General features: G+C 55.2%; 26 protein-coding genes, 1 tRNA gene and 1 other RNA gene. 23 read left to right on the top strand and 5 right to left on the bottom strand.

Annotated elements, in window-relative coordinates:
* Nucleotides 1–29 precede the first annotated feature (29 nt).
* Together ACM66T_RS06780 and ACM66T_RS06775 are read right to left on the bottom strand one after the other, a co-directional pair.
* The gene (locus ACM66T_RS06780) at nt 30–1274 is read right to left on the bottom strand and encodes a hypothetical protein (RefSeq protein WP_231018073.1); all 1245 of its coding nucleotides are present in this window, start codon (nt 1272–1274) and stop codon (nt 30–32) included.
* Nucleotides 1275–1447: 173 nt separating this feature from the next.
* Nucleotides 1448–4708 (bottom strand): AsmA-like C-terminal domain-containing protein, encoded by a 3261-nt coding sequence (locus ACM66T_RS06775; protein ID WP_231018072.1) that lies wholly within the window; start codon nt 4706–4708, stop codon nt 1448–1450.
* On the opposite strand from ACM66T_RS06775, the gene mltG reads away from it, so the two are divergent.
* The 12 genes from mltG to rnpB all read left to right on the top strand — a co-directional run bounded on the left by mltG (nt 4692) and on the right by rnpB (nt 16530).
* The gene (mltG, locus tag ACM66T_RS06770) at nt 4692–5582 is read left to right on the top strand and encodes an endolytic transglycosylase MltG (protein WP_231021229.1); all 891 of its coding nucleotides are present in this window, start codon (nt 4692–4694) and stop codon (nt 5580–5582) included. The two genes, ACM66T_RS06775 and mltG, sit on opposite strands and share 17 nt — an antisense overlap.
* Nucleotides 5583–5727: 145 nt before the next feature.
* Entirely contained in the window at nt 5728–7902 is a 2175-nt protein-coding gene (locus tag ACM66T_RS06765) for an NADP-dependent isocitrate dehydrogenase (protein WP_231018071.1), read from the top strand.
* A gap of 208 nt (nt 7903–8110) precedes the next feature.
* Nucleotides 8111–9067, top strand: a complete 957-nt coding sequence (mdh, locus tag ACM66T_RS06760) for a malate dehydrogenase (RefSeq protein WP_231018070.1) — start codon at nt 8111–8113, stop codon at nt 9065–9067.
* A 1-nt stretch (nt 9068) separates the two neighbouring features.
* Nucleotides 9069–10460 carry a class II fumarate hydratase gene (gene fumC / locus ACM66T_RS06755; protein WP_231018069.1) on the top strand — a complete coding sequence of 464 codons (1392 nt, stop codon included), beginning with the start codon at nt 9069–9071 and terminating at the stop codon, nt 10458–10460.
* 24 nt (nt 10461–10484) lie between these two features.
* Nucleotides 10485–11654, top strand: coding sequence for an ADP-forming succinate--CoA ligase subunit beta (gene sucC, locus ACM66T_RS06750; protein WP_231018068.1), 1170 nt, complete (start codon nt 10485–10487; stop codon nt 11652–11654).
* 3 nt (nt 11655–11657) lie between these two features.
* Entirely contained in the window at nt 11658–12530 is an 873-nt protein-coding gene (gene sucD, locus ACM66T_RS06745) for a succinate--CoA ligase subunit alpha (RefSeq protein ID WP_416768177.1), read from the top strand.
* Complete coding sequence (locus tag ACM66T_RS06740; RefSeq protein ID WP_231018066.1) at nt 12530–12826, top strand: heavy-metal-associated domain-containing protein; 297 nt, start codon at nt 12530–12532, stop codon at nt 12824–12826. Before sucD ends, ACM66T_RS06740 begins: the two co-directional genes overlap by 1 nt.
* A gap of 71 nt (nt 12827–12897) precedes the next feature.
* The gene (locus ACM66T_RS06735; RefSeq protein WP_231018065.1) at nt 12898–13215 is read left to right on the top strand and encodes a 4Fe-4S dicluster domain-containing protein; all 318 of its coding nucleotides are present in this window, start codon (nt 12898–12900) and stop codon (nt 13213–13215) included.
* A gap of 9 nt (nt 13216–13224) precedes the next feature.
* A complete protein-coding gene (locus ACM66T_RS06730; RefSeq protein ID WP_231018064.1) occupies nt 13225–14379 on the top strand; it encodes a 2-oxoglutarate synthase subunit alpha in 1155 nt (384 codons plus the stop codon).
* Nucleotides 14379–15233 (top strand): 2-oxoglutarate ferredoxin oxidoreductase subunit beta, encoded by an 855-nt coding sequence (locus ACM66T_RS06725; protein ID WP_231018063.1) that lies wholly within the window; start codon nt 14379–14381, stop codon nt 15231–15233. Before ACM66T_RS06730 ends, ACM66T_RS06725 begins: the two co-directional genes overlap by 1 nt.
* Nucleotides 15234–15244: 11 nt before the next feature.
* Complete coding sequence (locus tag ACM66T_RS06720; protein ID WP_231018062.1) at nt 15245–15808, top strand: 2-oxoacid:acceptor oxidoreductase family protein; 564 nt, start codon at nt 15245–15247, stop codon at nt 15806–15808.
* Nucleotides 15809–15984: 176 nt separating this feature from the next.
* Nucleotides 15985–16530: RNase P RNA component class A (gene rnpB, locus ACM66T_RS06715), an RNA gene on the top strand.
* Nucleotides 16531–16560: 30 nt separating this feature from the next.
* On the opposite strand, the gene ACM66T_RS06710 is transcribed toward rnpB, so the two are convergent.
* Nucleotides 16561–17184 (bottom strand): TetR/AcrR family transcriptional regulator, encoded by a 624-nt coding sequence (locus tag ACM66T_RS06710; RefSeq protein ID WP_231018061.1) that lies wholly within the window; start codon nt 17182–17184, stop codon nt 16561–16563.
* Nucleotides 17185–17351: 167 nt separating this feature from the next.
* Here ACM66T_RS06710 and ACM66T_RS06705 point away from each other — a divergent pair, with 167 nt between their 5' ends.
* The 5 genes from ACM66T_RS06705 to ACM66T_RS06685 all read left to right on the top strand — a co-directional run bounded on the left by ACM66T_RS06705 (nt 17352) and on the right by ACM66T_RS06685 (nt 20596).
* A complete protein-coding gene (locus ACM66T_RS06705) occupies nt 17352–18023 on the top strand; it encodes a hypothetical protein (protein ID WP_231018060.1) in 672 nt (223 codons plus the stop codon).
* A 244-nt stretch (nt 18024–18267) separates the two neighbouring features.
* Nucleotides 18268–19539 (top strand): citrate synthase, encoded by a 1272-nt coding sequence (locus tag ACM66T_RS06700; protein WP_231018059.1) that lies wholly within the window; start codon nt 18268–18270, stop codon nt 19537–19539.
* Nucleotides 19539–19736, top strand: coding sequence for a hypothetical protein (locus ACM66T_RS06695; RefSeq protein WP_231018058.1), 198 nt, complete (start codon nt 19539–19541; stop codon nt 19734–19736). The genes ACM66T_RS06700 and ACM66T_RS06695 overlap by 1 nt, the downstream gene beginning before the upstream one ends.
* 146 nt (nt 19737–19882) lie before the next feature.
* Complete coding sequence (locus ACM66T_RS06690) at nt 19883–20428, top strand: response regulator transcription factor (RefSeq protein WP_231018057.1); 546 nt, start codon at nt 19883–19885, stop codon at nt 20426–20428.
* A 93-nt stretch (nt 20429–20521) separates the two neighbouring features.
* A tRNA-Glu gene (locus tag ACM66T_RS06685) sits at nt 20522–20596 on the top strand.
* Nucleotides 20597–20978: 382 nt separating this feature from the next.
* Here the strand turns inward: ACM66T_RS06685 and ACM66T_RS06680 are convergent.
* The gene (locus tag ACM66T_RS06680) at nt 20979–21512 is read right to left on the bottom strand and encodes a hypothetical protein (protein WP_231018056.1); all 534 of its coding nucleotides are present in this window, start codon (nt 21510–21512) and stop codon (nt 20979–20981) included.
* A 142-nt stretch (nt 21513–21654) separates the two neighbouring features.
* Between ACM66T_RS06680 and gltX the strand changes: the two genes are divergently transcribed.
* From gltX to ACM66T_RS06665, 3 genes are read left to right on the top strand one after another with little or no spacing between them, the layout of a single operon-like run.
* The gene (gltX, locus tag ACM66T_RS06675; RefSeq protein WP_231018055.1) at nt 21655–22953 is read left to right on the top strand and encodes a glutamate--tRNA ligase; all 1299 of its coding nucleotides are present in this window, start codon (nt 21655–21657) and stop codon (nt 22951–22953) included.
* Entirely contained in the window at nt 22950–23246 is a 297-nt protein-coding gene (locus ACM66T_RS06670; protein ID WP_231018054.1) for a YggT family protein, read from the top strand. The genes gltX and ACM66T_RS06670 overlap by 4 nt, the downstream gene beginning before the upstream one ends.
* A 2-nt stretch (nt 23247–23248) precedes the next feature.
* Entirely contained in the window at nt 23249–24883 is a 1635-nt protein-coding gene (locus ACM66T_RS06665) for a transglycosylase SLT domain-containing protein (RefSeq protein WP_231018053.1), read from the top strand.
* Here the strand turns inward: ACM66T_RS06665 and ACM66T_RS06660 are convergent.
* Complete coding sequence (locus ACM66T_RS06660; protein ID WP_231018052.1) at nt 24819–25292, bottom strand: hypothetical protein; 474 nt, start codon at nt 25290–25292, stop codon at nt 24819–24821. The genes ACM66T_RS06665 and ACM66T_RS06660 overlap by 65 nt on opposite strands.
* 141 nt (nt 25293–25433) lie before the next feature.
* Between ACM66T_RS06660 and mobB the strand changes: the two genes are divergently transcribed.
* From mobB to ACM66T_RS06645, 3 genes are read left to right on the top strand one after another with little or no spacing between them, the layout of a single operon-like run.
* On the top strand, nt 25434–25937 hold the full coding sequence (mobB, locus tag ACM66T_RS06655) for a molybdopterin-guanine dinucleotide biosynthesis protein B (protein WP_231018051.1): 504 nt from the start codon (nt 25434–25436) through the stop codon (nt 25935–25937).
* Nucleotides 25938–25939: 2 nt separating this feature from the next.
* Complete coding sequence (locus tag ACM66T_RS06650; RefSeq protein ID WP_416768172.1) at nt 25940–26794, top strand: class 1 fructose-bisphosphatase; 855 nt, start codon at nt 25940–25942, stop codon at nt 26792–26794.
* Nucleotides 26781–26984, top strand: coding sequence for a hypothetical protein (locus tag ACM66T_RS06645; RefSeq protein ID WP_416768171.1), 204 nt, complete (start codon nt 26781–26783; stop codon nt 26982–26984). Before ACM66T_RS06650 ends, ACM66T_RS06645 begins: the two co-directional genes overlap by 14 nt.
* Nucleotides 26985–27000: the final 16 nt, after the last annotated feature.

The raw sequence follows: 27000 nt of genomic DNA, 5'->3' as shown, positions 1-27000 counted from the left end.
ACGCCCGCCGGGCGCGCGCGGGAGGCGTCTTAAAAGACGAAGCCCATCCCGATGCTGAAGACGTTGTAGTCTTCAAGCGCGCTGTCATGGAAGTCGGTCATGACGTAGTCCGCCTTCAGGACGACCTGTTCGTGAGGGAAGAAGTTCATGCCCACGGTCGTGTTGGTCTGCTCGAGGTCGGGACGGGTACCGCCGGCGACGGAGGAGACGGGATCATAGCTCTCATACTGTGCGAAGATCGGCAGGCGGTAGCGCGTCGGCAGTGTCGCCAGCAGGTCATACTCCGCGTTGACGTAGTACCCTTCCGCGCCGTCCGCCGCTTCGGCGAAGATCTTCTCGGCATTCGAGACGGTGATGGCCGTGTAGAGGCCTTTGAGCTTGAAGCCCGCTTTTTCGTACTGGCCGTAGAAGTCGTACATAAAGGCGTCTACACCGCTCGGGCGCCCCTGTGTCGCGGCGCCGTAGTAGGCCGATGTTCCCAGGAGCAGACCGCTGATACCGCGGTAATCAAGGCGCCCGACAAAGCCGACGCGCTGCATCGGGCCGTTCTCTTCCGAACCGATACGGCCGCTGCGGATCCATTTCTTGTTGACGGAACCGGGCATATTATTGTCGTTGTTGAGCGCCAGGGCGTTGATGATCCCTGCCGTGTAGCTAAGACCGATATCGCTGAAACTGCCGTAGGCGAGAATCCCGGTCTCATGCCAGGTCGAAGGGATCAGGTATTTCTCAACGTCCGGGCGCTGCACCGTGTTGAAGAGCGTCGGTTCGTGGCGCTTGTTGATCAGACCCATCGGCACCAGGAGGTTTCCGACCTGGAGGTTGAAGGCCTCATGCAGCAGGAAGTCGATGTACATGAATTCGATGGCGACCTCTTCGCCACCGTGTTCGAACTCCAGTTCGGTATTGAGGACGATGTTGTCGCTGAACTTGTACCCGATATAGGGAACGAAGCGGTAGACGTCTGTATAGGCGTCCCCGGCGGCACCGTCGCTGTCCGGAGAGGACCAGTACATTTCACCGTAGCCGCCGATGGAGAGCGGGGACTTGGAGTAGTAGACCTTTGAGGCTGCAGGCCCCATGCCGTTGACAGAGGCGTTCGCATCGACCGTCGTATAGTTGAATCCCGTTTTCAGGTCCGACGTTTCGTCGATGAGGGCATCCGTTTTTTCCTGCAGTTCGGCGATCTGGGCTTTCAGTTCGCTCAGTTCGTCCGCGCAGAGTGTCGTACCGGCCAGCAGGGCGGCTCCCAGTGAAAGTGCAATGTGCTTCATCACCTATCCTTTTGTTATGTTTTCTATTTTTACGATTTCAAGAATCATTCCCAAAATAATGGGTGAAGTATAGGTGATATGAGCCGAAAAAGTCAATAGATATGACAATCATTATCAAAAATGAAGGAGAAAAGACATTTTTGTCACGTATGGTAACTTTTTGAGAGTTGGTATCAATTAGCGGGCGGGATGCCGGAGGTGACCTCCTGGGGCTCCTTTCCTTTATCGGCATCGTCGTCGGCGCCGCTGTCGAGTTTTTTCAGATAGTGCAGCGGAAAGTCGAGGGTGCGTTTGAGGATATTGAAGGGACTGACGATGATGTCTTTGGCGATCGTGTTCTCCACCTTGGGATCGTTCAGCGGGCCGTTGATGCTCAGTGTCGTCAGGACGGATTTGTCGTCACCGACAAGAATATAACCGACCAGAGGAATCTTGCGAATGTTCTCTGCGGCCCGTGTCTTGACGCTGAGCTGCATCTTGATGCGGTCTTTGTTGTAGTCGATGGTTCCCTGGCCGGCGAAATCAAGCTCTTTGCTGTCTATTTTGATGTTTGATGCCGTCAGAACCCCCTTGTGATAAGCGAGTTCGGCATAGGCGGATTGCACTTTGATCCCTTTGGTCTCATAGGAGGGCAGTGAAAAGGTGACCAGGGCGGGGACGGTATTGATAAACGCGAACAGGTTGTTGAAGAGCACATAGTCGTAGACGGTCGTGTTGTTGATCTTTGCCAGCCCCTTAAAGTCGTCCTTTTCTCCAATCATGTAAAAGTCCAGCGTCCCGCCTTTGACTTTTGAGAGGTTGAAGAAATGGTTCATGAAGTCGTCGTCGAGGCGGTATCCGAAGAGGTAGAAGGTCTCTCCTTTGACGTCGAGCTTGGCACCGCCGCCCCCTTTATAGAGCTGCGCGAGAATGCGGTTGGGGCTGTAGTCGATGGTGATGCGGTCGGCTTTGGCCTGACGCTTGCCCGGGAAAAGAATGGCGGTATCGTTCGCATCGATAAAGACCGAGGTGTTCGATTCGCTCGCATTGTCTTCGGTATTGAAATGGTGGTCGCGGTAGAAACGGGTCAGTTCGGGCTGGCTGAAGTCAACCCCGTTGGAGCGGATGCGGATCGTGTCGCCGCTGCGGACCTTGATACGGTCGTTGATCGAACACTCCAGGGTGCCGTTTTGTTCGATACTCCCCTGAAAACGGTAGGTGTTGACCGGCGTCCCGTTGACGGCGGTCAGGGCATAGGGGTAATCGACGATCCCGTTGAAGGCGACGGGATAGTTCCCGTTTTCCGACCAGACGGAGATGGTGCTTTCGGTGAGGTTGTAGTCGCGCAGCAGCGGGGAATGTTTCGTCAGGGCATCCAGGGAGAAGAAGTGCAGCCGCCAGCCCCTGCCCAGGGTGGAATAGACCATATTGATCGAGGGGATGACGATGTCGTATTCGTCGTCGATGGGGACGATATAGACGCTGAAGCGCTCCATATTCTGGAACAGCCTGCCGAGCCCCTCGTCCTCGAGGCGGAATTTGGAGACGTTGAGCTCGGTGGCCATCGTCGCCGGTTCAAAGACACCTTCGACGGAGCCGGTCAACTGGTGTTCGATCGAAACGACGGCCGGGGAGAGGCGGAAAATGCCGTTGTGTTTCGAAACGGTAAAAGGCGAGACGGAGAGGGGCGTCTTGTCCATGGACCAGTGGGTGGTGGCATTGCTGACGACGGAGAGGTTCTCGTCGGCCCGGATATGGAAGAGGGTGTGCGCCTGCGCAGTGGAAAAGGTACCGGCGTGAAGCGATGTTAGGTCCAGCAGCAGGGTGGCGGCGGGAGGGGACAGGGAGATCTCACCCTCCACGTTGGCCCGTGCCGTCCGGTCCAGAGTGACGGCGGTTTTGGGGACGTTAAAGCGCACCTGCTTGAGGTCAAAGGGGGCCGTAAAGGCATCGCATGTGAGATTGTGCTCCATATAGTGCCACCGCGAGGCGTCAAAGCGGAGGGTGTCGCCTTTGGGATGAAGGCGGTACTCAAAATGCATCGGAACGCTTTGCGGAGAGAGGACGATGGGTGCATTGCCGACAGGGTAGCGAACGTCGCCGAGATTGAAGCGGATCGTCCCACGATGTTTGGCCGGATTGAATGCCCCGGTGACGCTGCCGGTCACGTTGCCATCAAAGAGCGAAGCATCGACGGAGCGGAGGGTGACATCCGAACCTTTCAGATCGACGGCGGCCCGGGAGACGGTGATGGGGAGACCGGCGAGATCGATGCGGCTCTTTTCCGTCTTGAAGGATCCCTGGGCGGTCGTCTGCGCATGGCCGAGGTTGACGGTCAGGCTCAGGTTGGTATCGGTGACCCCGCGGGTCTGGGTGAAGGGGAGGTCAATGCCGTATGAAGCGGTCAGACGCTGCAGCGCCGGCGTGAACCGTGCGGTCGTCACAATGGCCAATTGCAGCAGCGGTTCCTTGCCGCCAAAATCGATCGCGACGCTGGTCTCTCCCCCCGGTTCGCCGTAAAAGGTGGCATTGTGCGGCAGGATCTTCAGGACCTTATGCTCAAAGAGGACGGTGACCTTCTCCGCGAGAGCAGGCTCAAACGCCTCGGGGTCATTGGCAAAACGGTAGCGTGCATTATGAAAGGTGAGCTGGCCGAAGAGATTGTCGAAGGCTTTTGCCGGGGAGGCAAAGGGGAGGGTCGTCTGCAGGGTGTGCAGCATGACCGGCCCGCCCTGGGCCCGTGCGACGATCCACGGCTCGACGTGGTCGGAGAGGTGCAGGGGTTTCACGATCGGCGCGACGCTCGCAAACGGTTCGGTCGAGAAGGTGTTCAGGGTGACGGCGTCGCGGGTGGCGTGCACGCCCAGGCGCAGATGGATATCCTCGGCGACGTCGATGCTGCCGCCCAGGTAGAGTTCGCTCTGCTTGGGCTGCAGAACGCCCTCGAAACGGAAGGTGCCGCCAAACTTGCTGCTGTCACCGTATAGTTCCATTTTGTAGGCGTCCGCGTTTCGCACAGGCAGAAGGGTCATGGAGATGTGCCCCTGGGCGCGGGAGGCGACATGCAGGTCGCTACGGCGGCGTGGGTCGAAGAAGAGCGAGGCGCTAAGATCGTTTCCGAGCCGGATGCGGTCGATGCGGAGGCTGCCGATCCAGCGGTCGTCCAAGTGCTTCAGCGCCGCGGAGACACGCCGCTGGAGGCTGAGGAGGTCGGTGGGTTCCTCGGGCGCGTCGGAAGGGGCGAGGGCGATCGTGCCGATCTCGACCTGAAGTGCATCGTCCCACTTCAGGTATAATTTCTCCGCATAAAGGCGGCCGAGTTTGAGCTTGCCCAGATGGACACCGCTTGAGAGGGTAAGGTAGAGAACAGTGATGAGGGCCAGACAGAAAGCAATGACCGCGACGATCGTAAAATGGGTATGTGCAATCGCTCTGTTGATGGCGTTGTCGTTCATCTATTACCTGAATATGGGGCTCACGACATCGAAGGTGCTCTATATTCCCCAGGGATCAATTCGCAAGATTATAACACACCTAGAAACCGCCAACCCGCAGCTTAACCGCCTGGACGCCTTTTTGCTGCGCTTTGTCGGCCGGCCGCAGCACGGCTGGATCGACCTGGGAAGCACGGCCATGACCCACGGCGATTTCCTCTACCGGATTACGACCTCCAAAGCGGCGATGAAACCGGTCACCCTGGTCCCCGGAGAGACGACCCAGGTCTTCTTCACACAGCTTGCCGAGAGCCACGGGCTCGACCCGGTACGGCTGATGGAGGCGTTCCGGGAGCAGAGCCCCTATGAGGAAGGGGCGATCGTCCCTGATACCTATCAGCTTCCCATAGGCATTACCGAACCCGACGCCGTGCAGCTGCTGCTGCGCTACGCCGAGGCGAAACAGCGCGCCTGGTCGGAGAAGATCTTCGGCCTTTACAACGAGCGCAAATGGTACCACTATATAATCATCGCCTCGGTGATCCAGAAAGAGGCGGCGGACAATGCGGAAATGCCGCTGGTCTCCTCCGTCATTGCCAACCGGCTCGCCAAGGGGATGAAGCTGCAGATGGACGGCACACTCAACTACGGTCCGTACTCCCATGAAAAGATCACCGCCGCGCGCATCCGATCGGACAAGAGCGGCTATAACACCTATCTGCACAGCGGTCTGCCGGCCGCCCCGGTCTGCAACGTCGGCTTCGATGCGATCCGTGCGGCGATCTTTCCGGCCAAAACGGAGTACCTCTATTTTACGAAAGGCGCCGACGGAAAGCACCGCTTCACACGTTACTATTCTACACACTTACGCAATATTAACCATGTTACTAAATGATACAGTAATCCAAATATTCTCCCCTGTTTATTCTTGATTTGGCATGAAACACGATTGAAGTGATATGATGACCCTGTAATTTTCAGTCGGCGGTTCTAAATTATATTTAGTAATGCCGATCAACTTCACACTTCGAGGATATAGAATGTCTAAAATCATCTGGTCGAAAATTGACGAAGCTCCGGCTTTGGCTACATACTCGTTCTTTCCGATTGCTTCCAAATTCTGCGCTGAGGGCGGCGTCGAACTGGAACAAAGCGATATCTCACTTGCCGGTCGTGTCCTTGCCGCGATGGGTAAAGGTGAAGATGAACTCTCAAAACTGGGCGAGCTTGTCCTGAAGCCTGAAGGCAACATTATTAAGCTGCCGAACATCTCTGCATCCGTCGGTCAGCTCAAAGACTGTATCGCCGAACTCCAGGAGCAGGGTTACGATATCCCGAACTATCCTGAAAATCCGGCGAATGACGAAGAGAAAGCGCTCCAGGCGACGTACAGCACCTGCCTCGGTTCCGCGGTAAACCCGGTTCTTCGCGAAGGCAACTCCGACCGCCGTGCGGCGAAAGCGGTCAAGAACTATGCACAGAAGAACCCGCACCGCCTCAAAGCATACTCTGAAAACTCCAAATCCTATGTCGCGCACATGAACGGCAACGGTGACTTCTACGGCAACGAGAAGTCCATCACAATGGAAAAAGGCCAGAAAGTCACGATCGCTCTCAACGGCAACGAACTCAAAACAATCGATGCACTTGACGGCGAAGTGCTCGACGGTACCTTCATGTCCGTCAAAGCACTCCGCGCATTCTACAAGCAGACGATCGAGGACGCGAAAGCGAAAGGCGTCATCTGGTCGGTCCACCTCAAAGCGACGATGATGAAGATCTCCGACCCGGTTATGTTCGGCCACGGATTTGAATGTTTCTTCGAAGGTGTCTTCAGCAAGTATGCGGATACATTCGCGGAAGTCGGCGTCAACCCGAACCTCGGTATGTCCGACCTTGAAAAGAAGATCAAGGGTCACGCGAAAGAGGCGGAGATCAAAGCGGCATTCCAGGCGGTTGTCGAAGCGGACAGCCCGAAAATCGCGATGGTCGACTCTGACAAGGGTACGACGAACTTCAACGCGCCGAACGACATCATTATCGATGCATCCATGCCGGTTGTCGTCCGTGAAGGCGGTAAACAGTGGGATCGCAACGGTGATGCGCTCGAGTGTGTCGCTGTCATTCCGGACTCCACGTACGGTATGTTCCACGAAGAGATGGTCGCTGACTGTGTCAAAAACGGACAGTACGACGTCACAACAATGGGGACGATGCAGAACGTCGGACTGATGGCACAGAAGGCGGAAGAGTACGGCTCCCATCCGACAACGTTCGTCCTCGACGAAGCGGGTACGGTTACCGTTACAGCCGAAGACGGCACGGTTCTGATGAGCTTTGAGTGTGAAGCGGGTGACATCTGGCGTATGTCCCGTGCGAAAGACATCCCGATCAAAGACTGGATCCGCCTCGCATTCGAACGCGGCCAGATCGAACAGATCCCGGTCGTTTTCTGGCTGGACGAAAACCGCGCCCACGATGCGCAGATGATCGCCAAAGTCAAAAAATACATGCCGGAGTTCAATACGGACGGTCTGGAGATCCACTTTATGGACATCACCGCTGCGACACGCTTCACGAACGAGCGTATCCGTGCGGGCAAAGATACGATCGCCGTTACCGGTAACGTTCTGCGCGACCACCTCACCGACATGTACCCGATCCTCGAGCTCGGTACGTCGGCGAAAATGCTCTCCATCGTTCCGCTGCTCGCGGGCGGCGGCCTGTTCGAAACCGGTGCGGGCGGTTCTGCGCCGAAGCACGTCGACCAGTTCCTGGCAGAGGGTCACCTCCGTTGGGACTCCCTGGGTGAATTCCTCGCCCTGGCCGAGTCTCTGCGCATGATCGAGCAGAAGTACCCGAATGCCAAACTGGCTGAAGTAACTGCTGCCCTTGACGTTGCGAACCAGGAGTACCTTGACAATAACAAGGCTCCGGGCCGTAAAGCGGGCGAGCCGGACAACAAAGCATCCCACTTCTATGTCGCACAGTATTGGGCGACGGCGCTGGCGGATTCTGCAGACAAAGATCTGCAGGCGAAATTTACGCCGGTCGCGAAAGCGCTCAAAGAGAACGAAGCGAAGATCATGGAAGAGCTGATGGCTGTCGAAGGCAAAGCACAGGACATCGGCGGGTACTACCACCCGGACGATGCGAAAGCAGAAGCGGCAATGCGCCCGTCTGCCACACTCAACGCGATTATCGACGCGCTCTAAGTCGACATTTTGTGTTCCGTTTCGGAACACGGTAGAAAGGTGAGTGTTACCTTTCTACCATTCTATTGGGTTCACGAAGTGGACTTAACCTTATTTTACTTATAATGTACAATCTTCTGCCATGTATGCATAATGGTGTGTGTTCGCACATATTGCTTATGTGTATATCGGTGCAGAAGAGCCACTAAAATCGAAAAGGACTTCAACAATGAATCAGGGTAAACGTGTTGGAATCGTCGGCGCCGGAAACGTAGGTGCGACTGTCGCGTATTCACTGGCAATGCTCGGATCATGCCATGAGATCATTCTCCGCGACAACAAGATCGAAGTCGCAAAGGGCAAGGCCCTCGATATGTCACAGGCGGCGGCAGCGGTCCGCAGCCATACGGTTGTCAGCGTCGCCGAGAGCATGGAAGAGCTCACGGACTGCGACGTCGTCGTTGTCACTGCCGGAAGCCCGCGTCTGCCGGGCATGAGCCGCGACGATCTGCTGATGATCAACGCCAAAATCACCAAAGAGGTCGTGCGCGGCATCGCAAAATACTCTCCGAACGCGATTATCATCATGGTCTCCAACCCGCTGGACGCGATGACCTATGTCGCGCTCAAAGAGAGCGGCTTCGACCGCAGCCGCGTCCTGGGGATGGCCGGCATCCTCGACAGCTCCCGCATGGCGGCATTCATCCAGGAAAAATTGGGCTACGGCGGTGGGCAGATCCGTGCTTCCGTCATGGGCGGACATGGTGACGATATGGTACCGCTTCCGCGCTACTCCACCGTCGCGGGCGTCCCGCTCTTCGACCTCCTTACCGAGGACGAAATCGATGAGATCGTCGACCGTACCCGCCACGGCGGCGCCGAGATCGTCGGCTACCTCAAGACCGGTTCCGCGTACTATGCCCCGGCGAAATCCACGGCCATCATGGTCGAGGCGATCCTGAAAGATACGAAACAGATCCACCCGTGCGCCGTTTACCTCGAGGGCGAGTACGGCTACGACGACGTCGTATCCGGCGTCCCGGTCATGATCGGTGCCAACGGCGCGGAAAAGATCATCGAAGTGACGCTCAACGAGAAAGAGAAAGAGATGTTCGCCCGCTCGTGCAACTCTGTTCAGACCCTGATCGACACCCTGAACGAAAACAAATTCTTTGAGGAGGCCTAATTTGGACTACAGAATCGAAAAGGATACGATGGGGGAGATGCAGGTCCCCAAAGATGCGTACTGGGCAGCCCAGACGCAGCGCTCTATCCAGAATTTCCGCATCGGCGAAGAGACGATGCCCTACGAGATCACCCGTGCGTTTTCCTATTTGAAAAAAGCGGTTGCTCTGGTCAACAAGGACCTCGGCAAGCTTGATGCGAAAAAAGCGGATGCGATCGCCCAGGCGGCGGACGAGATGCTCGCGGGCAAACTCGACGGCAACTACCCGCTCGTCGTATGGCAGACCGGTTCGGGTACGCAGTCGAACATGAACAACAACGAGGTCCTCGCCAACCGCGCGACGGAGATCCTCGGCGGCGACTTCCGTACGGAGAAACTTGTCCACCCGAACGATGACGTCAACAAGTCTCAGAGTTCCAACGACACCTACCCGACGGCCCTGCATGTCGCATCTGTCATCGCCGTCGAAGAGCGCCTGCTCCCAGCGATCGCCAAGCTCAAAGCGACGCTCCAGGCGAAAAGCGAAGAGTTTGCCCATCTCGTCAAGATCGGCCGTACGCACCTTCAGGATGCGACACCGCTTACCTTGGGTCAGGAGATCAGCGGCTGGGTCGAGATGCTCGCCAAGTCCGAAAAGATGGCCAAGGATTCCCTTGACGCTGTCCGCGAGCTTGCCCTTGGCGGTACGGCGGTCGGTACGGGCCTCAACGCCCACCCGGAACTGGGGGCACGCGTCGCGGCGAAACTGACGGAACTGACGGGGCACGATTTCGTGACGGCGCCGAACAAGTTCCATGCGCTGACGTCCCACGATGCGCTCGTCTTTGCCCACGGTGCGCTCAAAGCCCTCGCGGCGGATATGATGAAAATCGCCAACGACGTCCGCTGGCTGGCCTCCGGCCCGCGCTGCGGCATCGGCGAGATCTCCATCCCGGAAAACGAGCCGGGTTCCTCGATCATGCCGGGCAAGGTCAACCCGACGCAGAGCGAAGCGGTCACGATGGTCGCCTGCCAGGTGATGGGGAACGACGCAACGATCGGTTTCGCGGCATCCCAGGGGAACTTCGAGCTGAACGTCTTCAAGCCGGTGATCGCCTACAACTTCCTGCAGTCCGTCCGCCTGCTCGCCGACAGCATCGTCTCTTTCAATGACAATGCCGCCGTCGGCATCAAGGCAAACGAGGAGAACATCGAGCACTTCCTCAACGATTCGCTGATGCTCGTCACGGCGCTCAACCCGCATATCGGCTACGAGAATGCGGCCAAGATCGCGAAGACGGCGCACAAGAACGGCACGACCCTCAAGGAAGAGGCGGTCAAGCTCGGCCTGCTGAGTGCCGAAGAGTTCGATAAATACGTGGTACCGGGTGATATGATTGCCCCCAAAGCGTAACCCAATAAAGGAGGAGAAGAAAATATGAATATCCATGAATATCAGGCGAAGCAGATTTTTGCCAAATACGGCGTACCGACCCCGCGCGGTATCGTCGCGAACACACCTGACCAGGCGGTCGCAAACGCTGAAGAGCTGGGCGGAGACGTCTGGGTCGTCAAAGCACAGATCCATGCAGGGGGCCGCGGCCTCGGCGGCGGTGTCAAACTGGCACGCTCCCTGGACGAGGTCCGCGAGCTTGCGGGTCAGATCCTCGGCATGACGCTGGTCACACACCAGACGGGTCCGGAAGGAAAACTGGTCCAGAAGGTCTACATCGAAGAGGGCGCGGACATCAAGGATGAGCTCTACCTCGGCGTGGTCCTGGACCGTGCGAAAGAGATGCCTGTCATCATGGCCTCCACCGAAGGCGGCATGGAGATCGAAAAGGTCGCTGAAGAAACGCCGGAGAAGATCGTCAAAGTTGCGATCGACCCGACCATCGGTTTCCAGGGCTTCCACGGCCGCGAACTCGCTTTCGGCCTCGGACTGCCGAAAGAGGAGCAGGGCAAATTCATCAAATTTGCTGCAGCCCTCTACAACGTCTATATGGAAAACGACGCGGAGATGATCGAGATCAACCCGCTGATCAAGACGGGTGCGGGCGACTTCCTCGCACTCGACGGCAAGATGGGCTTTGACGACTCCGCACTGGGCCGCCACCCGGACATCGAAGACATGCGCGACATCTCCGAAGAGGATGCGGACGAGCGCGAAGCAAGCCGCTTCGGCCTCTCTTATGTCTCCCTCGACGGCGAGATCGGCTGTATGGTCAATGGCGCGGGCCTCGCGATGGGGACGATGGACACCATCAACTACATGGGCGGTACCCCGGCGAACTTCCTCGACGTCGGCGGTAAAGCGAACGCTGAAACGGTGGCAAAGGGATTTGAGATCATCCTCAAAAACCCCAGTGTCAAAGCGATCTTCGTCAACATCTTCGGCGGTATCGTCCGCTGTGACCGTATCGCCAACGGGATCCTCGAAGCGACGAAACTGGTCGACGTCCACGTTCCGGTCATCGTCCGTCTCGACGGTACGAACGCCCCTGAAGCGGCGGAGATCCTCAGAAACGCCAACATTGCGAACGTCATCGCGGCGGAAGACCTTGCAGACGGTGCAGCCAAAGCCGTCGCAGCAGCGAAAGGAGAGTAATTAATGTCAATTCTTGTAAACAAAGATACCAAAGTTATCGTTCAGGGTTTCACAGGGAAAGAGGGTACTTTCCATGCTGAGCAGTGTATCGCCTACGGCACGCAGATCGTCGGCGGTGTCACACCGAACAAAGGCGGCCAGGAGCACCTGGGCAAGCCGGTTTTCAACACGGTCAAAGACGCGGTTGACACGACAGGTGCAACCGTCTCCATGATCTTCGTCCCGCCGGCATTCGTCGGTGACGCCGTCATGGAAGCGGCGGACGCAGGGATCGAGCTGGCGGTGATTATTACCGAAGGCGCACCGGTCCGTGACATGATGTACGCGAAAATGTACGCATCGAAAAAAGGCATGAAGACGATCGGGCCGAACTGCCCGGGTATCATCACCGCCGAAGAGTGCAAGATCGGGATCATGCCGGGCATGATCTTCAAAAAAGGCAACGTCGGTCTGATCTCCAAGTCCGGTACGCTGACGTACGAAGGTGCAAACCAGGTCGTCAGAGAGGGCTTCGGTATCACGACAGCCGTCGGTATCGGCGGTGACCCGATCATCGGTCTTTCCTACAAGCAGCTGCTCCCGCTCTTCGAAGCGGACCCGGAAACGGAAGCGATCGTCATGATCGGTGAGATCGGCGGAGACTTGGAAATCCAGGCAGCCGCATTTATTAAGGAAAATATCACCAAACCGGTTGTAGCTTTTATCGCGGGCCAGACGGCGCCGAAAGGCAAACGTATGGGTCATGCCGGTGCGATCGTCTCCGGCGCTGCCGGTACGGCGGCCGAGAAGATGGCGGCACTCGAAGCGGCAGGCGTCAAAGTCGTCGTTTCGCCGGCAGAGATCGGCAAAGCGGTCGCAGAGGTTCTTTCCAAATAATGAAAGAGAGTGTCGCCGTCGCCAATGTCCGCTGCAGCGGCTGCGCAGCGACGATCACGCAGGCACTCGAAGCCGAAGGGTTTACATCCGTAGAGGTCGATTTGACGTGTGAGCCTCGTATCGTAACAGTAGATGTTGCGGACGACGCGCGATCAGCACTATTCAAAACGATTTTACGAAGGCTGGGCTATCCTCTTGCAGAAGAGCAGGTCAGCGGTCTGGACGCGGCGGGACTGAAAGCAAAAAGCTTCGTCTCCTGTGCCATCGGAAAGTTTTCAACCAAAAGTGAAGAGTAGGGATTCTCATAAAGGGTTTTTCGGAGCCTTTTATGAGATCCCTTATCTCGCAAATAAATGGAGGAGTATTAATGTTTCAGACTGAAAATCCGGGTGATGCCCCTGTCTGGGTCAACACCAACAACTGTAAAGCATGTGATATCTGTGTTTCCGTCTGCCCTTCGGGCGTTCTGGGGATGCGTTATGAACCGACATCTACACTGGGTGCGATGATCTCCATCGACCACCCGGAGTCATGTATCGGCTGTAACGAGTGCGAACTCACATGTCCGGACTTTGCGATTTATGTTGCAGATAAGAAAGAGTACAAATTTGCGAAGCTGACAGACGAAGCAAAAGCTCGCCAGGCGGCGATCGTTGCTAACAACTATATGTCACTTGAGCAGTAAGGAGCAGGAATGTCAAGAATTGTAATTTCAACAGGTAACGAACTGGCTGCCAAAGCGGCCGTTGATGCCGGCGCGCGTTTCTTCGGCGGTTATCCGATTACACCGTCGTCGGAAGTTATGCATGAGTCATCTGACCTGCTGCCGGCTGTCGGCGGTGTGGCAATCCAGATGGAAGACGAGATCGGCGGTATCTCCGCTGCCCTCGGTGCATCCATGACAGGTACGAAGTCGTTTACGGCGACTTCCGGCCCGGGGATCTCCCTCAAAGCAGAGCAGATCGGTCTCGGTTTCATCGCCGAGATCCCGCTTGTTATCATCAACGTCATGCGCGGCGGTCCGTCTACGGGTCTTCCGACACGTGTTTCCCAGGCGGATATCGGCCAGGCTAAGTACCCGACACACGGTGACTATGCCTCCATTACGCTTTGTGCAGGTTCCCTGACAGAGTGTTATACGCAGACGGTCCGCGCCTTCAACCTCGCGGAAAAATATATGACGCCGGTCTTCATGCTCCTGGATGAGACGATCGGTCACATGCACGGTAAAGCGGAGCTTCCGGACCTCGAAGAGATCCAGGCGAGCATCGTCGACCGCGCGAAATTCGACGGTGCGCCGGAAGACTATCGTCCGTATGACGTTCCGATGAACGAGCCGGCGGTCCTGAACCCGATGTTCGAAGGGTACCGCTACCACGTCACGGGTCTGCACCACGGTCCGACGGGCTTCCCGACGGAAGACGCGGAACAGTGCGAATTTAACATTGAACGCCTTACCGGAAAGATCAACACGGTTGCTGCGCAAAACGACGGTCTTGATGATCTTCCGGATTACGAAGAGGTCCTGATGGACGACGCGGAAGTCTGTATCATCGCATACGGTTCCATCGCGCTGGGTGCCTTCGAAGCGGTTCAGAAACTGCGCGCAGAAGGTATCAAAGCCGGTCTCTTCCGCCCGATCATGATGTGGCCGAGCCCGGAAGCGGAAATCCGCAAGATCGGTGAACGCTTCGGTGACAAGATCATGGTAACCGAGCTGAACATGGGTCAGTATTCTACGGAGATTGAACGTATTGTTCGCCGCAACGACTTCACCCGCCTGCTCAAAGCAAACGGCCGTCCTATCGCGCCGGCTGAGATGGTCGCAAAAGTTAAGGAGATGATGTAATGGCTTTTAACTACGACAAATACCTTCGTGTAGACAAGATGCCGACACTCTGGTGTTGGGGCTGCGGTGACGGTGTCATCCTCAAAGCGACGATCCGTGCGATCGAGAAGATGGGCTGGGACATGGACAAAGTCTGTGTTGTTTCCGGTATCGGTTGTTCCGGACGTTTCAGCTCTTACATTAACTGTAATACGATTCACACGACACACGGCCGTACCGTTGCGTACGCTACCGGCGTGAAGCTTGCGAAACCGGAAGCAAACGTGATCGTTGTTGCCGGTGACGGTGACGGCCTGGCGATCGGTGGTAACCACACGATCCACGGTTGCCGCCGTAACATCGACCTGAATTTCATCCTGATCAACAACTTCATCTACGGTCTGACCAACTCCCAGACATCCCCGACGACACCGCAGGGGATGTGGACGGTCAGCCAGAAGAACGGTAACATCGACCCGACCTTCGACGCCTGTGCGCTCGCGATCGGTGCCGGTGCCTCTTTTGTTGCGCGTGAAACGATGCTTGACCCGAAGAAACTCGAGAAGATCCTTGTCAAAGGCTTCAGCCACAAAGGTTTCTCTTTCTTCGACATTATGTCCAACTGCCATATCAACCTTGGCCGTAAGAACAAAATGGCGAATGCAATGCAGAACCTTGAGTGGATCGACAGCATCACAATGCCGCTGCGCAAATGGGAAGCCCTCTCCGACGAAGAGAAGAAAAACGTTTTCCCGACGGGTGTCCTCAAAGAGGTTAATGACCCTGAGTACTGTGAATCTTACGACCAGATCAAAGCGGCAGCACAGGGCAAACGCGCGAAACTGACGCAAGACGACTTCGAGAAAAAGATCTAAGGAGGCATAAAATGAGAAATACATTACGTTTTACCGGTGTAGGCGGGCAGGGGGTTCTCCTTGCCGGCGAGATCATGGCGGCCTGTAAGATCAAACTTGGCGGTTTCGGTCTGAAAACGGCGACCTATACATCCCAGGTCCGTGGCGGCCCGACCGTTGTTGACATTACGCTTGACGACGATGAAATCCGCTATCCGTACGCGAACGAAGGCGAGATTGACTTCATGCTCTCTGTTGCGGACGTCAGCTACCAGTCTTTCAAAAAGGGTGTAAAGCCGGGCGGCGTCATCGTTGTCGACCCGAACCTGGTGCACCCGACAGACGAAGACCGTCAAACATGGAAGATCGTTGAGATCCCCATTATCACGATCGCAAAGGAAGAGGTCGGTAACGTCATTACGCAATCTGTCGTAGCGATGGCGATTGCGAACCAGATCACAAGCGTTCTCGAACCGGAAGCCCTCAAAGAGGTCATGCTTTCCAAGGTACCGAAAAAAGTACACGAAGCAAACCTCAAAGCCTGGGAACTCGGCGTCAAGTACGCTATCGAATCCGGCGTCACTCTGGCGGCGTAAGGAAAAAGGCGGCACAGTGCCGCTTTTTTTTGAACTCCTTTCTAATATTATATAATATGTTATATAGTCAATCTTGTGTTGCAAATAGAAGAGGGCGACGACGCCATTTTGCACCTCAAGGAAATATTATATAATATGTTAAATACTCAGCACTTCTCCCATATGCTATAATATCAGCGGTACAACGTGCGATAGCTTGATTTTCAAGAGGAAAGTCCGGGCTGCCGTAAGACAGGGCTCCATCTAACGGATGGCCGGCGCAAGCCGAGGGACAGTGCAACAGAGAGTAGACCGCCACTTTGGATTGAACGGCATTTGGAATAAAATCCCAAACGCCTACGCTCAGCCGCTGTGGCACTAAAGCTTCGCCTTACGGCGAGAAAGAAAGGGAAAATCCCTTCGACAATGCCGAAAGCATTGGTGTGCTTTAGTGCCACAGCGGCCAGCGTAGGGAGCAGGGGCTTTCAAGGAAACATCGCTTTGCGAGCGGTACCCTTGTTTTGCTCCTGCTCCCGTGCAAATGAGGTGGTAAGGGTGAAACGGTGGGGTAAGAGCCCACCAGTTCCGCCAGTAATGGCGGAAGCTATGTAAACCCAGCCTGGCAGCAAGAAACAGATGGTAAGCGTCTTACAATGCTTTTGTTTCGCTGGAGGCATCCGGTAACGGATGCAGTAGATAAATTATCGTATCAACAGAACCCGGCTTACCGTTGTACCTCTTTTTCTACCGCTTTTCATTTTCCCACAAACCGTTTATTCACTGATCGAGGTCCAAAAGAGATCGAGCTGTTTTTCAAATGCCGTCGAGAGGGCGGTCGTGGCTACACCGTCCGCCTTCAAGAGACTGACCTGCAGGCGCAGATAGAAGAGCTGCCCCAAAAAGGCATTGGCGAGCGTCATAGGGTCATTGGAACGGATCAGACCCTCCTGCATCATGATAAAGAAACCAGAAGAGAGAAGCTTGATATTTGCATCATGAAACTCCTGTCTGAAACCGCTGCGAAGCACATCGTTCTGCATCAGTTCTATGAGCATGAAACGGAAGAGTTTTTCGTACTTCTTGTCAAAGGTCATGAGCTTGAATTCGGTCATGAATTTATGTAAAAACGACTTGCCTTTTTTGGCGTTCTGCTGCACAAAATCATCCGTTTTCTGATGGGCAAAAGGGGAGGCGAAAACCCTGCCGGCCACCGCAAGAAAGATCGCCTCTTTATTGGCATAATGGTTATAGAGAGCACTCTCCCTGATGCCGACTTTCGCGGCAATTTTACGTACGGAAGCACCTTTATAGCCATACTCCGCAAAGAGATCCATCGCCGCTTCCTCAATCAGCTTCTTTGTATCTCCACCCTTTTTAAACTCCCTGTTTTCGGGCATTACAGACTCCTTGTTAACAATCGTTCATGTTTTGGAAAGTGTATATGAACATCCGTTAATTTATCCTTAATCTAAAGTGAACAGATGTTCTTTTTGTAGGGCTATCAAATTAACATACGTTCATTTAATAGGACGCAGTCTCTTCCCGATTCGCTATAATCATCAGCATGAATAGCAGCAGGAGAGACGTGGTGATATATTTATATATGAAGAAGGGGATAAGACCGCTTTTTAGCAGCCTAATTGCCGCATTATCCGTCGGTTGCAGCTCACCTTTCATTATTGAACAAAACGATCTGCTTCTGGGGCTGGAAATCGGCCAGGAGAGCCTGGAGATCCGCACGGAGAAGGTGGCTGAAGATCGCATAGGAATGCAGAACCTGACAATCAAGCGCTCGTTGTATGCAGTGCAGGGGGGACAGCATGTCGTATACGAACTGGCCGTCACACAGCCCCCTTATCGTTACCACTATGACGTGAAACGCTCGCTATCGCTTATTTTTGCAGCGAGAAAGGTCACCCAGATCGACCGTGTCGGCAATCTCGGCTTCTATGCCATCGACTGGAATGAGGGTACTGTACTGCTGGCTATCGCGCAGAACCTGCATAAAGGCGGTATTAAGATGATCTACGGCCTCAGGGCGGATCAGATGGCGCAGGCGCTCAGAAAGGCCGACAGCAAGCATACTGATGCCCTGGAGGCCTTTAAAGCGATTATGGTGCTACACGGCGACACATCTGCGTTTAAAAGCCGCTGGGTGCCAAAGCTGCTCATCCTGGATACTCTGATTACGCGTCCTGCAGTGCCGTCAGTACCAAAACCGTACCCACCAAAATAGTGCAATGTTCGCGCACAATGGTTATATTATTTAATAATAGCTCTCATATTAAATAATGTCTACACTGCACTACAGGTGGCGTTGGGAATGGGGCAGGAAACGCGGAAAATTTCTTTCAAGAGAATATACATTATGTTAACTAAAATACAATCCCTTGGATCAGGGTTAATGTTAGGCGGACATTTGGCGCATTGCCCTTGTTTTCAGGTATCCTTTGGAAGAATATATCGCAAAGGAGTATGCGATGGCTACGGTGACTTTGACGGACAATCGAAACGGCAATACCTACGAATTTAGTATCATGCACCCTACCATGGGCCAGGACGTGATCGATATCCGCGACCTTTTCAAGCAGACGGGCATGTTTACCTACGACCCCGGCTTTACGTCGACGGCCAGCTGCAGCTCCACCATTACCTATATAGACGGCGCAAAGGGCGAACTGCGATACCGCGGCTATCCGATTGAAGAGCTGGCAATGAAAAAGAGCTATCTCGAGGTGTGCTACCTTCTGCTTAACGGCGAGCTCCCCTCCCCGGAGGAGCTGGCGGCGTACGATTACGAATTCCGCAAGCGGGCGTATGTGCATGAAGGATTGAAAAACCTCTTTTACTCCTTCCCAGACAATGCCCACCCCATGGCGATGCTCTCCTCCGCCGTTTCGGCGCTCTCCACCTTCTACTCGGAACACATCATGATGCGTAACGACGAAGACCTGCAGGTGATGCGCCGCCGGCTGCTGGCCAAGGTCCCTACCCTGGCCGCGTTCGCTTACCGGCGCTCCCTGGGCATTCCTTTTATCTATCCCGACCTTGAACGCTCTTTTACCGAAAACTTTCTCTATATGATCCATGCCTACCCCGGACAGGACCTGAAGATTCCGGAAGTGCAGGTACGGGCGCTCGATACGATCTTTACGCTCCATGCCGATCATGAGCAGAACGCCTCGACGACGGTGGTCCGCTCCGTAGCATCGACGGGAGCGCACCCCTATGCGGCGATCACGGCGGGCATCAATGCCCTGTGGGGTCGTGCCCACGGCGGGGCGAACGAGTCGGTCATCGCGCAGCTCGAATACATCGGTTCCGCTGACCGTGTCGACGAATTCATCGCCCGGACGAAGGACCCCAATGACGATTTCAGGCTGATGGGGTTTGGTCACCGTGTCTATAAAAACTTCGACCCCCGTGCTAAGATCCTGAAGCAACTGCTTGACGAGATGAAAGACGAGCTCGATGTTGACAGCGAACTGCTTCAGATCGCCGAGAAGATCGAGGCGGTCGCTCTCAGCGACGACTATTTTATTTCACGGAAGCTCTACCCCAATATCGATTTCTATTCGGGGCTGATCCTGACGGCGCTCAAAATCCCCAAAGAGATGTTTACTATTATCTTTGTGATAGGACGCACCGTCGGATGGCTTGCGCAGTGGTTAGAATTTCACGCCGATTCGGAAAAAAAGATCGCCCGGCCGCGTCAACGCTACATCGGACCGGAAACAAGGAGCTTAATTTAGTGAGTACAAAACAAGAATTAATAAACGACATCGAAAAACTGCTTAACGGTTACGGCGGTAATACCCATATCAACCCGGAAATGCTTGCTTTCATGGATGAACAGACCCTCAAATCGATCATCGTTTCTCTCCTGGAACAGAAGGAAAAAACGGTCGAATCCAACCTCGAATGGCTTGAACAATTTAAAAAATATTGATTTTTCCCATAAATTTAAGTTTGTGTAACGTAATTGTTACTATAATTTTGCAACGTAATATCACGGGCAAACAATTTTAATCCTGTTAACGTTGTTTGCTGATAACAGTGTAAAATACAGACAGAAATCATCATGAGGAAACAGAAATGAAAAATGTTGACCTGGTTCAGCTGACCGAAGAGACGAAAAAAATGAGTGCAATGGTCGTTGAAGACGAGGCCGTTGCGAATGAACTGCTCAGTTCAACGTTCAAAAACTTTTTTAAAGATGTCACATCCGCATTCAACGGGAAAGAGGCTCTGGAACTTTTTAAAGAGAAAAAACCGGACATCGTCTTTGTCGACATCATTATGCCGGAGATGGACGGGATCGAGCTCGCACGCAAGATCCGTGAGATGAACCCGCAGCAGATGGTCGTTGTCATCTCTGCAAGCAACGACATCCAGAAGATCTCAGAAACGATCGAAATCGGAGTCAACAGCTTTATCCAGAAGCCGATTGATACGAAAAAGATCATCGAGCTTCTTCAGAACGTTACCAACATGGTCAAACGCAAGAAAAAGGTTGAAACGAAAACCTTCTCTATCTCCCTGCCCCTTGATCTGTATGACCTGGTCAACGACAACGCCAAAGCCGAGAGCATCTCCAAGAATGCGGTCATTATCCGCGCCCTCCGCGAATTCTATATGTAATTTCATTTAAATGCCGCAATACTGCGGCATTTAAGAGATTGTTAAGCGATACGGAAATATAATTTCGGCTCAACAAAAATGTTGCAACAGCGTGGCCCCATCGTCTAGCGGTTAGGATCCCAGATTTTCATTCTGGTTACCGGAGTTCGAGTCTCCGTGGGGTCACCACTTCTTCTCCCTTATTTCAAAACTTTCAACATCTTTTCCAATCACCTTTGACACGTTAGCCACCATGCTTCATTGGCATCGGCCAAACGATTCTTTGTGCATGGTTATGTCCGGGCCTTCCGTTTGCAAAGGAAGCTGGTTTTTATTTCGGGTGGAGTAGATTTGTCTAAGCACAAATAAACATGAATCCGGAGGAAAGAATTATGACACCGGGAGAGATTATTCTTGGCATCATCGCACTCTTTGCCGTCTTTTTGGGAGTAGGCGTTCTCCAGTATAACCGGTTGTATGAAAAGGAAGAGCGTCAACGCGGAGAGCAGTAGCAGCTCATTGTGTACGCTTTTTTGAAGTGCCGTCCCGCTGCGAGGCGGCGATTGCTTGTCTACTGCATTGAGCGGATAGCGAGATTGCCCATCTTCTCCAGGTAGGGATGCACTTCCCCTCCCCCCGATACCGTCTTTTTCAGTTCGTCAAGAAAATAGGACTGTGTCGCATCGTCGGCGAGGCTGAAGGCGTAAAAGACCCACTCGACCGTGGCGCCCTCCATCCCTTCGAGCGTGCAGCTTTGGTCAAAGGCAAAGTCCGGGGGCAGCAGGGCGATCGCTTGGCGGTAGAACGCCGGCAGTTCGTACCGGAGGAGTTGCTGAAGCGTCTCCGCCTCGATGGTCGCATCCACCTCTTCAATGTCGGTCATGCCGACGACCAGCGTTTTGCCGAAGAGCAGTTTCTCGCCGAGGAAAAAGCCCTTTTGGCCTTTTTCGAACGCTTCGCCGCCGCTGTAGACCATATGCGCATTCAGCAGGGCGTTGCTGTCAACGAGCAGGGAACCGAACAGGGTGTAAAGGCTGTGGGGCTGTCCGTCGTAATCCTGGACGGAAACAGTTTGGGTGTCGGGATCAATCAAAAATGCTTTCATGGCGACAGTCTACCCCATTTTACATAGCGGCTGGCTAATCCGCCGGGTATGCGAAGGGGCGTTGTCGCGAACTAAATGTGATGTGAGACTCCGCTATTAAGCTTGTTTCGTTAATATTTCACAAAAAAATCAGGAACGTTTCATGCTGCGTTTTGCCCCAAGCCCGACAGGAGATATGCACATCGGGAACCTGCGCGTTGCCCTCTTCAACGCCCTCCTCTCCCGCCAGCGCAATGAGCCGCTCATCATCCGGATCGAAGATACGGACAAAGAGCGCAATATTGAAGGCAAGGACAAGGAGATCCTGCAGATCCTTGCGCTCTTCGGTATCGAATACGGCGACGTCATCTACCAGAGCAACAACCTGCGTTTTCACCGTGCCATGGCGATCCAGCTGCTGCAGGAGAAAAAAGCGTTCAACTGTTTCTGTACCCCCGAAGAGCTCGACCGCAAACGTGAGCTGGCGAAGGAGCAGAAAAAGCCCTTCCGCTACGACGACGCCTGTACGCACCTTCCTCCGGAAGCGACGATCGACAACGAGAACCCGTTCACGGTCCGTCTGAAGCGCCCCGATGCACCCATCACGGTTGAGGACATCATCAAGGGTGCAGCGACGTTCGACCCGATGGATATCGACAGCTTTATTATCCTGCGCGCGGAAAAGTACCCGACCTACAACTTCGCCTGTGCCATCGACGATATGCTCGGCGACATCTCCCTGGTCATCCGTGGCGAGGACCACTTCTCCAACACCTCCAAGCAGATCGCGATCCGCAACGCCCTGGGCTACGACAAGAAGGTCGAATACGCCCACCTGCCCATCATCCTCAACGACGAGGGCAAGAAGATGAGTAAGCGCGACAATGCGTCGAGCGTCAAGTGGATGCTTGAAGAGGGGTTCCTGCCCGAAGCGATCGCCAACTACCTCATTCTCATCGGCAACAAGACCCCAGAAGAGGTCTTTACGATGGCCGAGGCGGTCGCCTGGTTCGACCTTAAAAATATCTCCCGCGCGCCGGCGCGTTTCAGCATTGACAAGCTGCGCCATATCAACCGTGAGCACCTCCGCCGCATGGAGGATAAAGAGCTTTCGCGCTACGTCGGGTTTGCCGACGATTCCATCGGCAGACTGGCCAAACTCTACCTGGAAGAGGCCAGTACGACCAAGGAGCTCAAGGCAAAGGTAGCGGCGGTGTTTGCGCCGAAGGAGATCCCGGAGGAGTTCGCCGAGAGCGCCGAAGCGATCCGCGCCGCCATCAAAGCGGCGCCCTACTTCGAAGCTTTCGACGATCTCAAGCAGCATGTCGTCGACGCCACGGGCATCAAGGGCAAACAGCTCTTTAAATCCCTGCGCCTGCTGCTCACCGGCGCCGAACACGGCCCGGAACTGGCCGACGTCTATGTACAGATCAAATCCTACCTCGGGGAGATCGTCAAATGAGCACCTTCGGCAGCATCATCGCAGGCCTCGGCGGTATCGTCCATACACTGATCAACGTCTATATCTGGGTCGTCATTATCGCCGCCCTGCTCACCTGGGTGCGCCCCGATCCGACCAACCCCATCGTACAGGTGCTGTACCGCCTGACCGAACCGGCCTACAGCCTGCTGCGCCGCTACGTGCCGACCATCTTCAACGGTATCGACCTCGCCCCGCTCATCATCATTATCGGCCTTCAGGTGATCGATGTCATCTTCGTCCGCCTGGTCTACGCGTTGGCAGGTGCGCTCTAACAATGCGTCTGCGGGCCGCCCTCGCAACGCTCTTGCTCGGTACGCTGCTCAGCGCCGACATCACCCTGGAGCAGATCCGCTCCAAGCCCCCTTCCAATGCCCGCAACTTTATGATCTGGCAGTATTTCGACCAGAACATCACCTCTGCACAGGCCGACGAGGCGTTCTACCTGATCCGCAATGTTGGCAGACGGATGTTTTTCGCCTATGCCGAGAAGAGTGCCCGCCCCGAAGTCGCCTATACCGTCAAATGTATGAAAATGGGTGTCAATGACCTGATCAAGAGCGAGGATGCCGGCTGTATGAAACTGGCGCTCTCCGTTGGCAAACTCTCTGCGATGCATCAAAAGGCGCGCGACCGCGTTGTCGGGCTTGTGGGCGATGCCTCCCTCAAAGCCGCAGCGGAAGTGCTGAATGATCCTGACCTCCAGCAGCACTACAAGCGCTACCCGCCCGCCTTGTTTCTGCGCGTTTTCAACGGCAGCTACGGCAATTCCCGACGGAAGCAGTTTAATTTCATCCCCGATTACGACTACATGCAACTGCTGGCGAAGGCACCGGGCTTTACCTCCGCGGTCATGAGTACGATCAATGACGACAAACTCTCGAAGTTCGGCTGGGCACTGACCAAGGTTGATGCCGTTGAAAGCCTTGACCCGCGCGGGCTCTTTTACCTGGGACTGAACCAGCTGCAGCGCGGCAAAAAATCCCGGGCGATCGAACTCTTCCAGCTCTCCGGCGACAAAGCCTATTATCAGAGCGACAAGGACAAGGCGCTCTTCTGGCAGGCCCTGGCTTCGGAGAAGAACGACCTGATGTGGAAACTGCTGGCGCAGAGCTGGGACATCAACTTCTACTCCCTCTACGCGATGGAGAAAACGGGCATTTTCCCGGAAAACTACTACTCGCAGCTGCAGACATCCGACACCGTTTCGGATCTGAACCTCTCCGACCCCTTCGTCTGGAACGATCTGCTTGATACGATCAACCGGACACCGAAAGACGAGCTCTACGCCCTGGCCAAACGCTACGATGCGAAAAACCTCGTGCCGCTCCAGTCCTTCATTATCGAAAAGGCTTCCCGCTACCGCCTGCAGGGGTATGTCATGCCCTACGACGCAGAGCTAAACGACGTCGATACGGATACCAAGGCGATCATCTACGCGCTGATGCGCCAGGAGAGCCGGTTTATCCCGGCGGCCCTGTCGCACTCCTATGCCCTGGGGCTGATGCAGATGATGCCCTTTCTGTGTCGTGCGATGGACGGCAAGGTGGATTGCGGGCGCGATACCCTTTTTGACATGTTCGATCCGCATATCAATCTGCTCTACGCCAAGCCCCATATCGCGTGGCTGCAGTACCGCGTTTATCACCCCCTCTTCATCGCCTACGCCTATAACGGCGGCATCGGGTTCACCAAACGCTACCTGCTTGACGACAAGTTCAATGCCGGCCCCTACGAGCCTTTCTTAAGCATGGAGCTGATGCGGACGACGGAGACGCGGGAGTACGGGAAGAAGGTCTTGACCAACTACGTGGTCTACAAGAAGATCCTGGGCGAGCCGGTCTCGCTTATTGATCTGTGTGAAACGTTACTTCACCCTTCAAAGACGGACCGGTTCCGAAAAACAAAGTAAGGTTCGCCTCCTTCGTCGGTCGGAAGAGGAGCTGGTAGTAGCGGTTCCACGGGTTGTTCAGCGGCATCAACCCCCGTAGGGAGCAGTTGTCATCAAGCGGTGCCATCCCGACGGGGGCTTTGCCGTTGAGGGTGACGTTATACTCCTCCAGGGTCCGCCCGCCGCGGTCGAAAAGGGCGACAAAGAAGGAGGGGCGCTCGCCGTAGAGTTGCGGATCGACGGGGTTGAGATGCAGGATGCTGATCAGGGCGGTCGTACGGTTGGCCTCGTCGGTCAGGGTGACGCGTTTGAGGTTCGCGACCGCCCGTTCGTGCCGGCTGTCGAGTTTTGTAAAGTGGGTGAAGGCGCTCTCTTTGCTGCACGCGGAAAAGAGCACGGCGGTGATCAACAATATGGGCCAAAAGCGCATGGGACTCCGGAAAGCATGGTTTGCAGCATTATAGCGGAATGTCGCTCCGCAGCCCATTTGCGCCCATCTTAAGAGATTTTCAACCATTGTGGACTATAATCCCCCATATTTTAAGGGAGAGTCCCCGGGGATGCAGTTACCATGAAGAAACGTCTTGCCGTCGCTTTTACCGGCCCTTCGAACAGCGGAAAAACGACACTGATCGTCAAAGTGGCCGCCCGCCTGATGCACGAACACGGCAAAGAGGTTGCCATTATCAAGAACGACCCCAAGGACAAGGCGCGTTTCGACATTCCCGGCAAGGACAGCTACAAGTTCACCGATACCGGTGCCGAGGTGATCGTCACATCGCCCAGCCGAACCACCCTCTTCTCCCACCGCCACCACGAGCTGGACGAACTGATCGCGCTCTTCGGCCATTTTGACATCCTGCTCGTCGAAGGACTCAAAACCCTGCCGCTGCCGCGGATCAGCATCTTTCGCGACCGCATCGACGAAGCCTATTTTCCCTATATGAACGCCCTCGCCGTCGACGAGAGCGTCACACTTGACGATTACGACCTTCCCGACAAGGTCGCCGTCCTCGACCTCAACGACCCCGACGCCGTCGTCGAGTGGATCCTCACCCATGCCAAGGAGATATAACCATGCAGACCCTCGCCCCCGTCTTTGAAGCCATCGAACGCGCCGCGCACCGTATTCACGAAGCGATCACCAACGAAGATACCGACTATTCGGCCCACTCCAACCAGTCCGGCGACGTTCAGCTCAAGCTCGACATCCAGAGCGACTTGATCATCGCCGAGGAGTTCTCCCGCATTCCCCTCGTCAAGGCGATCGCCAGCGAGGAGAAAGAGGAGGAGGAGATCCTGCACGAAGGCGGGCAGCTCTGCATCGCCTACGACCCCCTCGACGGTTCCAGCCTGATCGACGTCGACCTGAGCGTCGGCTCCATTTTCGGCATCTACGACGGCGAATGGAGCGCGCAGAAGATGATCGCTTCCGTCTACGTCGTCTACGGCCCGCGTACCGAGATGGTGACGGCCTACAAGAACAACGTCCGCCACTACACGTGGCGCCACGGCCGTTTCAAAGAGCTCGAGCAGATCAAGATCGGCGAAAAGGGCAAGCTCAACGCCCCGGGCGGCACCCAGCAGCACTGGCCTGTACACCACAAACAGCTCATCGACGGCCTCTTTGCGGAGGGGTACCGCCTGCGCTACTCCGGTGGCATGGTCCCGGACCTGCACCAGATCCTGCTCAAAGGGGGCGGACTCTTCAGCTACCCGGGCACGACGGACAAACCCGACGGCAAACTGCGCAAGCTCTTCGAGGTCTTCCCCTTTGCCTTCGTCTACGAAATGGCCGGCGGCGCCGCGGTGGATGAAAAAGGGAACCGCCTGATGGACCTTCCCTGCAGTGATCCGCATGAAACGACCGCCTGCTTCTTCGGTTCCAAATACGAAATCGGCAAGGTAAAAGAGGCCTATGGCGCAGAGTGACGCGGAAAAAGACCGTTTCGAACTGCAGCTCGATGCCATGATCGAGAAGCTGCAGGCGTGCCAGGCCGAGCACGGCGTCAAGAGCTGCAGCGTCTGTGAGCACTACCTGGGATGCGACGTGCGCAAAAGCTACGTCGCCGCCGTCTATGACAGCATGTCCAAGGGCGAAACCGGCGGATTCGAATTTTAACAAGGATATTAGAGAG

Source organism: Sulfurimonas sp. ST-25 (assembly GCF_048079205.1).
GTDB lineage: Bacteria > Campylobacterota > Campylobacteria > Campylobacterales > Sulfurimonadaceae > Thiomicrolovo > Thiomicrolovo sulfuroxydans.
Note: the sequence above shows the minus strand (reverse complement) of the source record. Positions and strands in the feature narration are given on the sequence as shown.

What these genes read in the sequence shown, in the direction of transcription:
- mdh (WP_231018070.1), top strand. Translation starts at nt 8,111, where the DNA reads ATGAATCAGGGTAAACGTGTTGGAATCGTCGGCGCCGGAAACGTAGGT.
- sucD (WP_416768177.1), top strand. Translation starts at nt 11,658, where the DNA reads ATGTCAATTCTTGTAAACAAAGATACCAAAGTTATCGTTCAGGGTTTC.
- mobB (WP_231018051.1), top strand. Translation starts at nt 25,434, where the DNA reads ATGAAGAAACGTCTTGCCGTCGCTTTTACCGGCCCTTCGAACAGCGGA.
- ACM66T_RS06660 (WP_231018052.1), bottom strand. Translation starts at nt 25,292, where the DNA reads ATGCGCTTTTGGCCCATATTGTTGATCACCGCCGTGCTCTTTTCCGCG.
- ACM66T_RS06765 (WP_231018071.1), top strand. Translation starts at nt 5,728, where the DNA reads ATGTCTAAAATCATCTGGTCGAAAATTGACGAAGCTCCGGCTTTGGCT.
- ACM66T_RS06665 (WP_231018053.1), top strand. Translation starts at nt 23,249, where the DNA reads ATGCGTCTGCGGGCCGCCCTCGCAACGCTCTTGCTCGGTACGCTGCTC.
- ACM66T_RS06645 (WP_416768171.1), top strand. Translation starts at nt 26,781, where the DNA reads ATGGCGCAGAGTGACGCGGAAAAAGACCGTTTCGAACTGCAGCTCGAT.
- mltG (WP_231021229.1), top strand. Translation starts at nt 4,692, where the DNA reads ATGGCGTTGTCGTTCATCTATTACCTGAATATGGGGCTCACGACATCG.
- ACM66T_RS06650 (WP_416768172.1), top strand. Translation starts at nt 25,940, where the DNA reads ATGCAGACCCTCGCCCCCGTCTTTGAAGCCATCGAACGCGCCGCGCAC.
- ACM66T_RS06735 (WP_231018065.1), top strand. Translation starts at nt 12,898, where the DNA reads ATGTTTCAGACTGAAAATCCGGGTGATGCCCCTGTCTGGGTCAACACC.
- ACM66T_RS06725 (WP_231018063.1), top strand. Translation starts at nt 14,379, where the DNA reads ATGGCTTTTAACTACGACAAATACCTTCGTGTAGACAAGATGCCGACA.
- ACM66T_RS06730 (WP_231018064.1), top strand. Translation starts at nt 13,225, where the DNA reads ATGTCAAGAATTGTAATTTCAACAGGTAACGAACTGGCTGCCAAAGCG.
- ACM66T_RS06775 (WP_231018072.1), bottom strand. Translation starts at nt 4,708, where the DNA reads ATGAACGACAACGCCATCAACAGAGCGATTGCACATACCCATTTTACG.
- ACM66T_RS06740 (WP_231018066.1), top strand. Translation starts at nt 12,530, where the DNA reads ATGAAAGAGAGTGTCGCCGTCGCCAATGTCCGCTGCAGCGGCTGCGCA.
- ACM66T_RS06710 (WP_231018061.1), bottom strand. Translation starts at nt 17,184, where the DNA reads ATGCCCGAAAACAGGGAGTTTAAAAAGGGTGGAGATACAAAGAAGCTG.
- ACM66T_RS06780 (WP_231018073.1), bottom strand. Translation starts at nt 1,274, where the DNA reads ATGAAGCACATTGCACTTTCACTGGGAGCCGCCCTGCTGGCCGGTACG.
- sucC (WP_231018068.1), top strand. Translation starts at nt 10,485, where the DNA reads ATGAATATCCATGAATATCAGGCGAAGCAGATTTTTGCCAAATACGGC.
- ACM66T_RS06720 (WP_231018062.1), top strand. Translation starts at nt 15,245, where the DNA reads ATGAGAAATACATTACGTTTTACCGGTGTAGGCGGGCAGGGGGTTCTC.
- ACM66T_RS06670 (WP_231018054.1), top strand. Translation starts at nt 22,950, where the DNA reads ATGAGCACCTTCGGCAGCATCATCGCAGGCCTCGGCGGTATCGTCCAT.
- ACM66T_RS06680 (WP_231018056.1), bottom strand. Translation starts at nt 21,512, where the DNA reads ATGAAAGCATTTTTGATTGATCCCGACACCCAAACTGTTTCCGTCCAG.
- ACM66T_RS06700 (WP_231018059.1), top strand. Translation starts at nt 18,268, where the DNA reads ATGGCTACGGTGACTTTGACGGACAATCGAAACGGCAATACCTACGAA.
- ACM66T_RS06705 (WP_231018060.1), top strand. Translation starts at nt 17,352, where the DNA reads ATGAATAGCAGCAGGAGAGACGTGGTGATATATTTATATATGAAGAAG.
- ACM66T_RS06690 (WP_231018057.1), top strand. Translation starts at nt 19,883, where the DNA reads ATGAAAAATGTTGACCTGGTTCAGCTGACCGAAGAGACGAAAAAAATG.
- gltX (WP_231018055.1), top strand. Translation starts at nt 21,655, where the DNA reads ATGCTGCGTTTTGCCCCAAGCCCGACAGGAGATATGCACATCGGGAAC.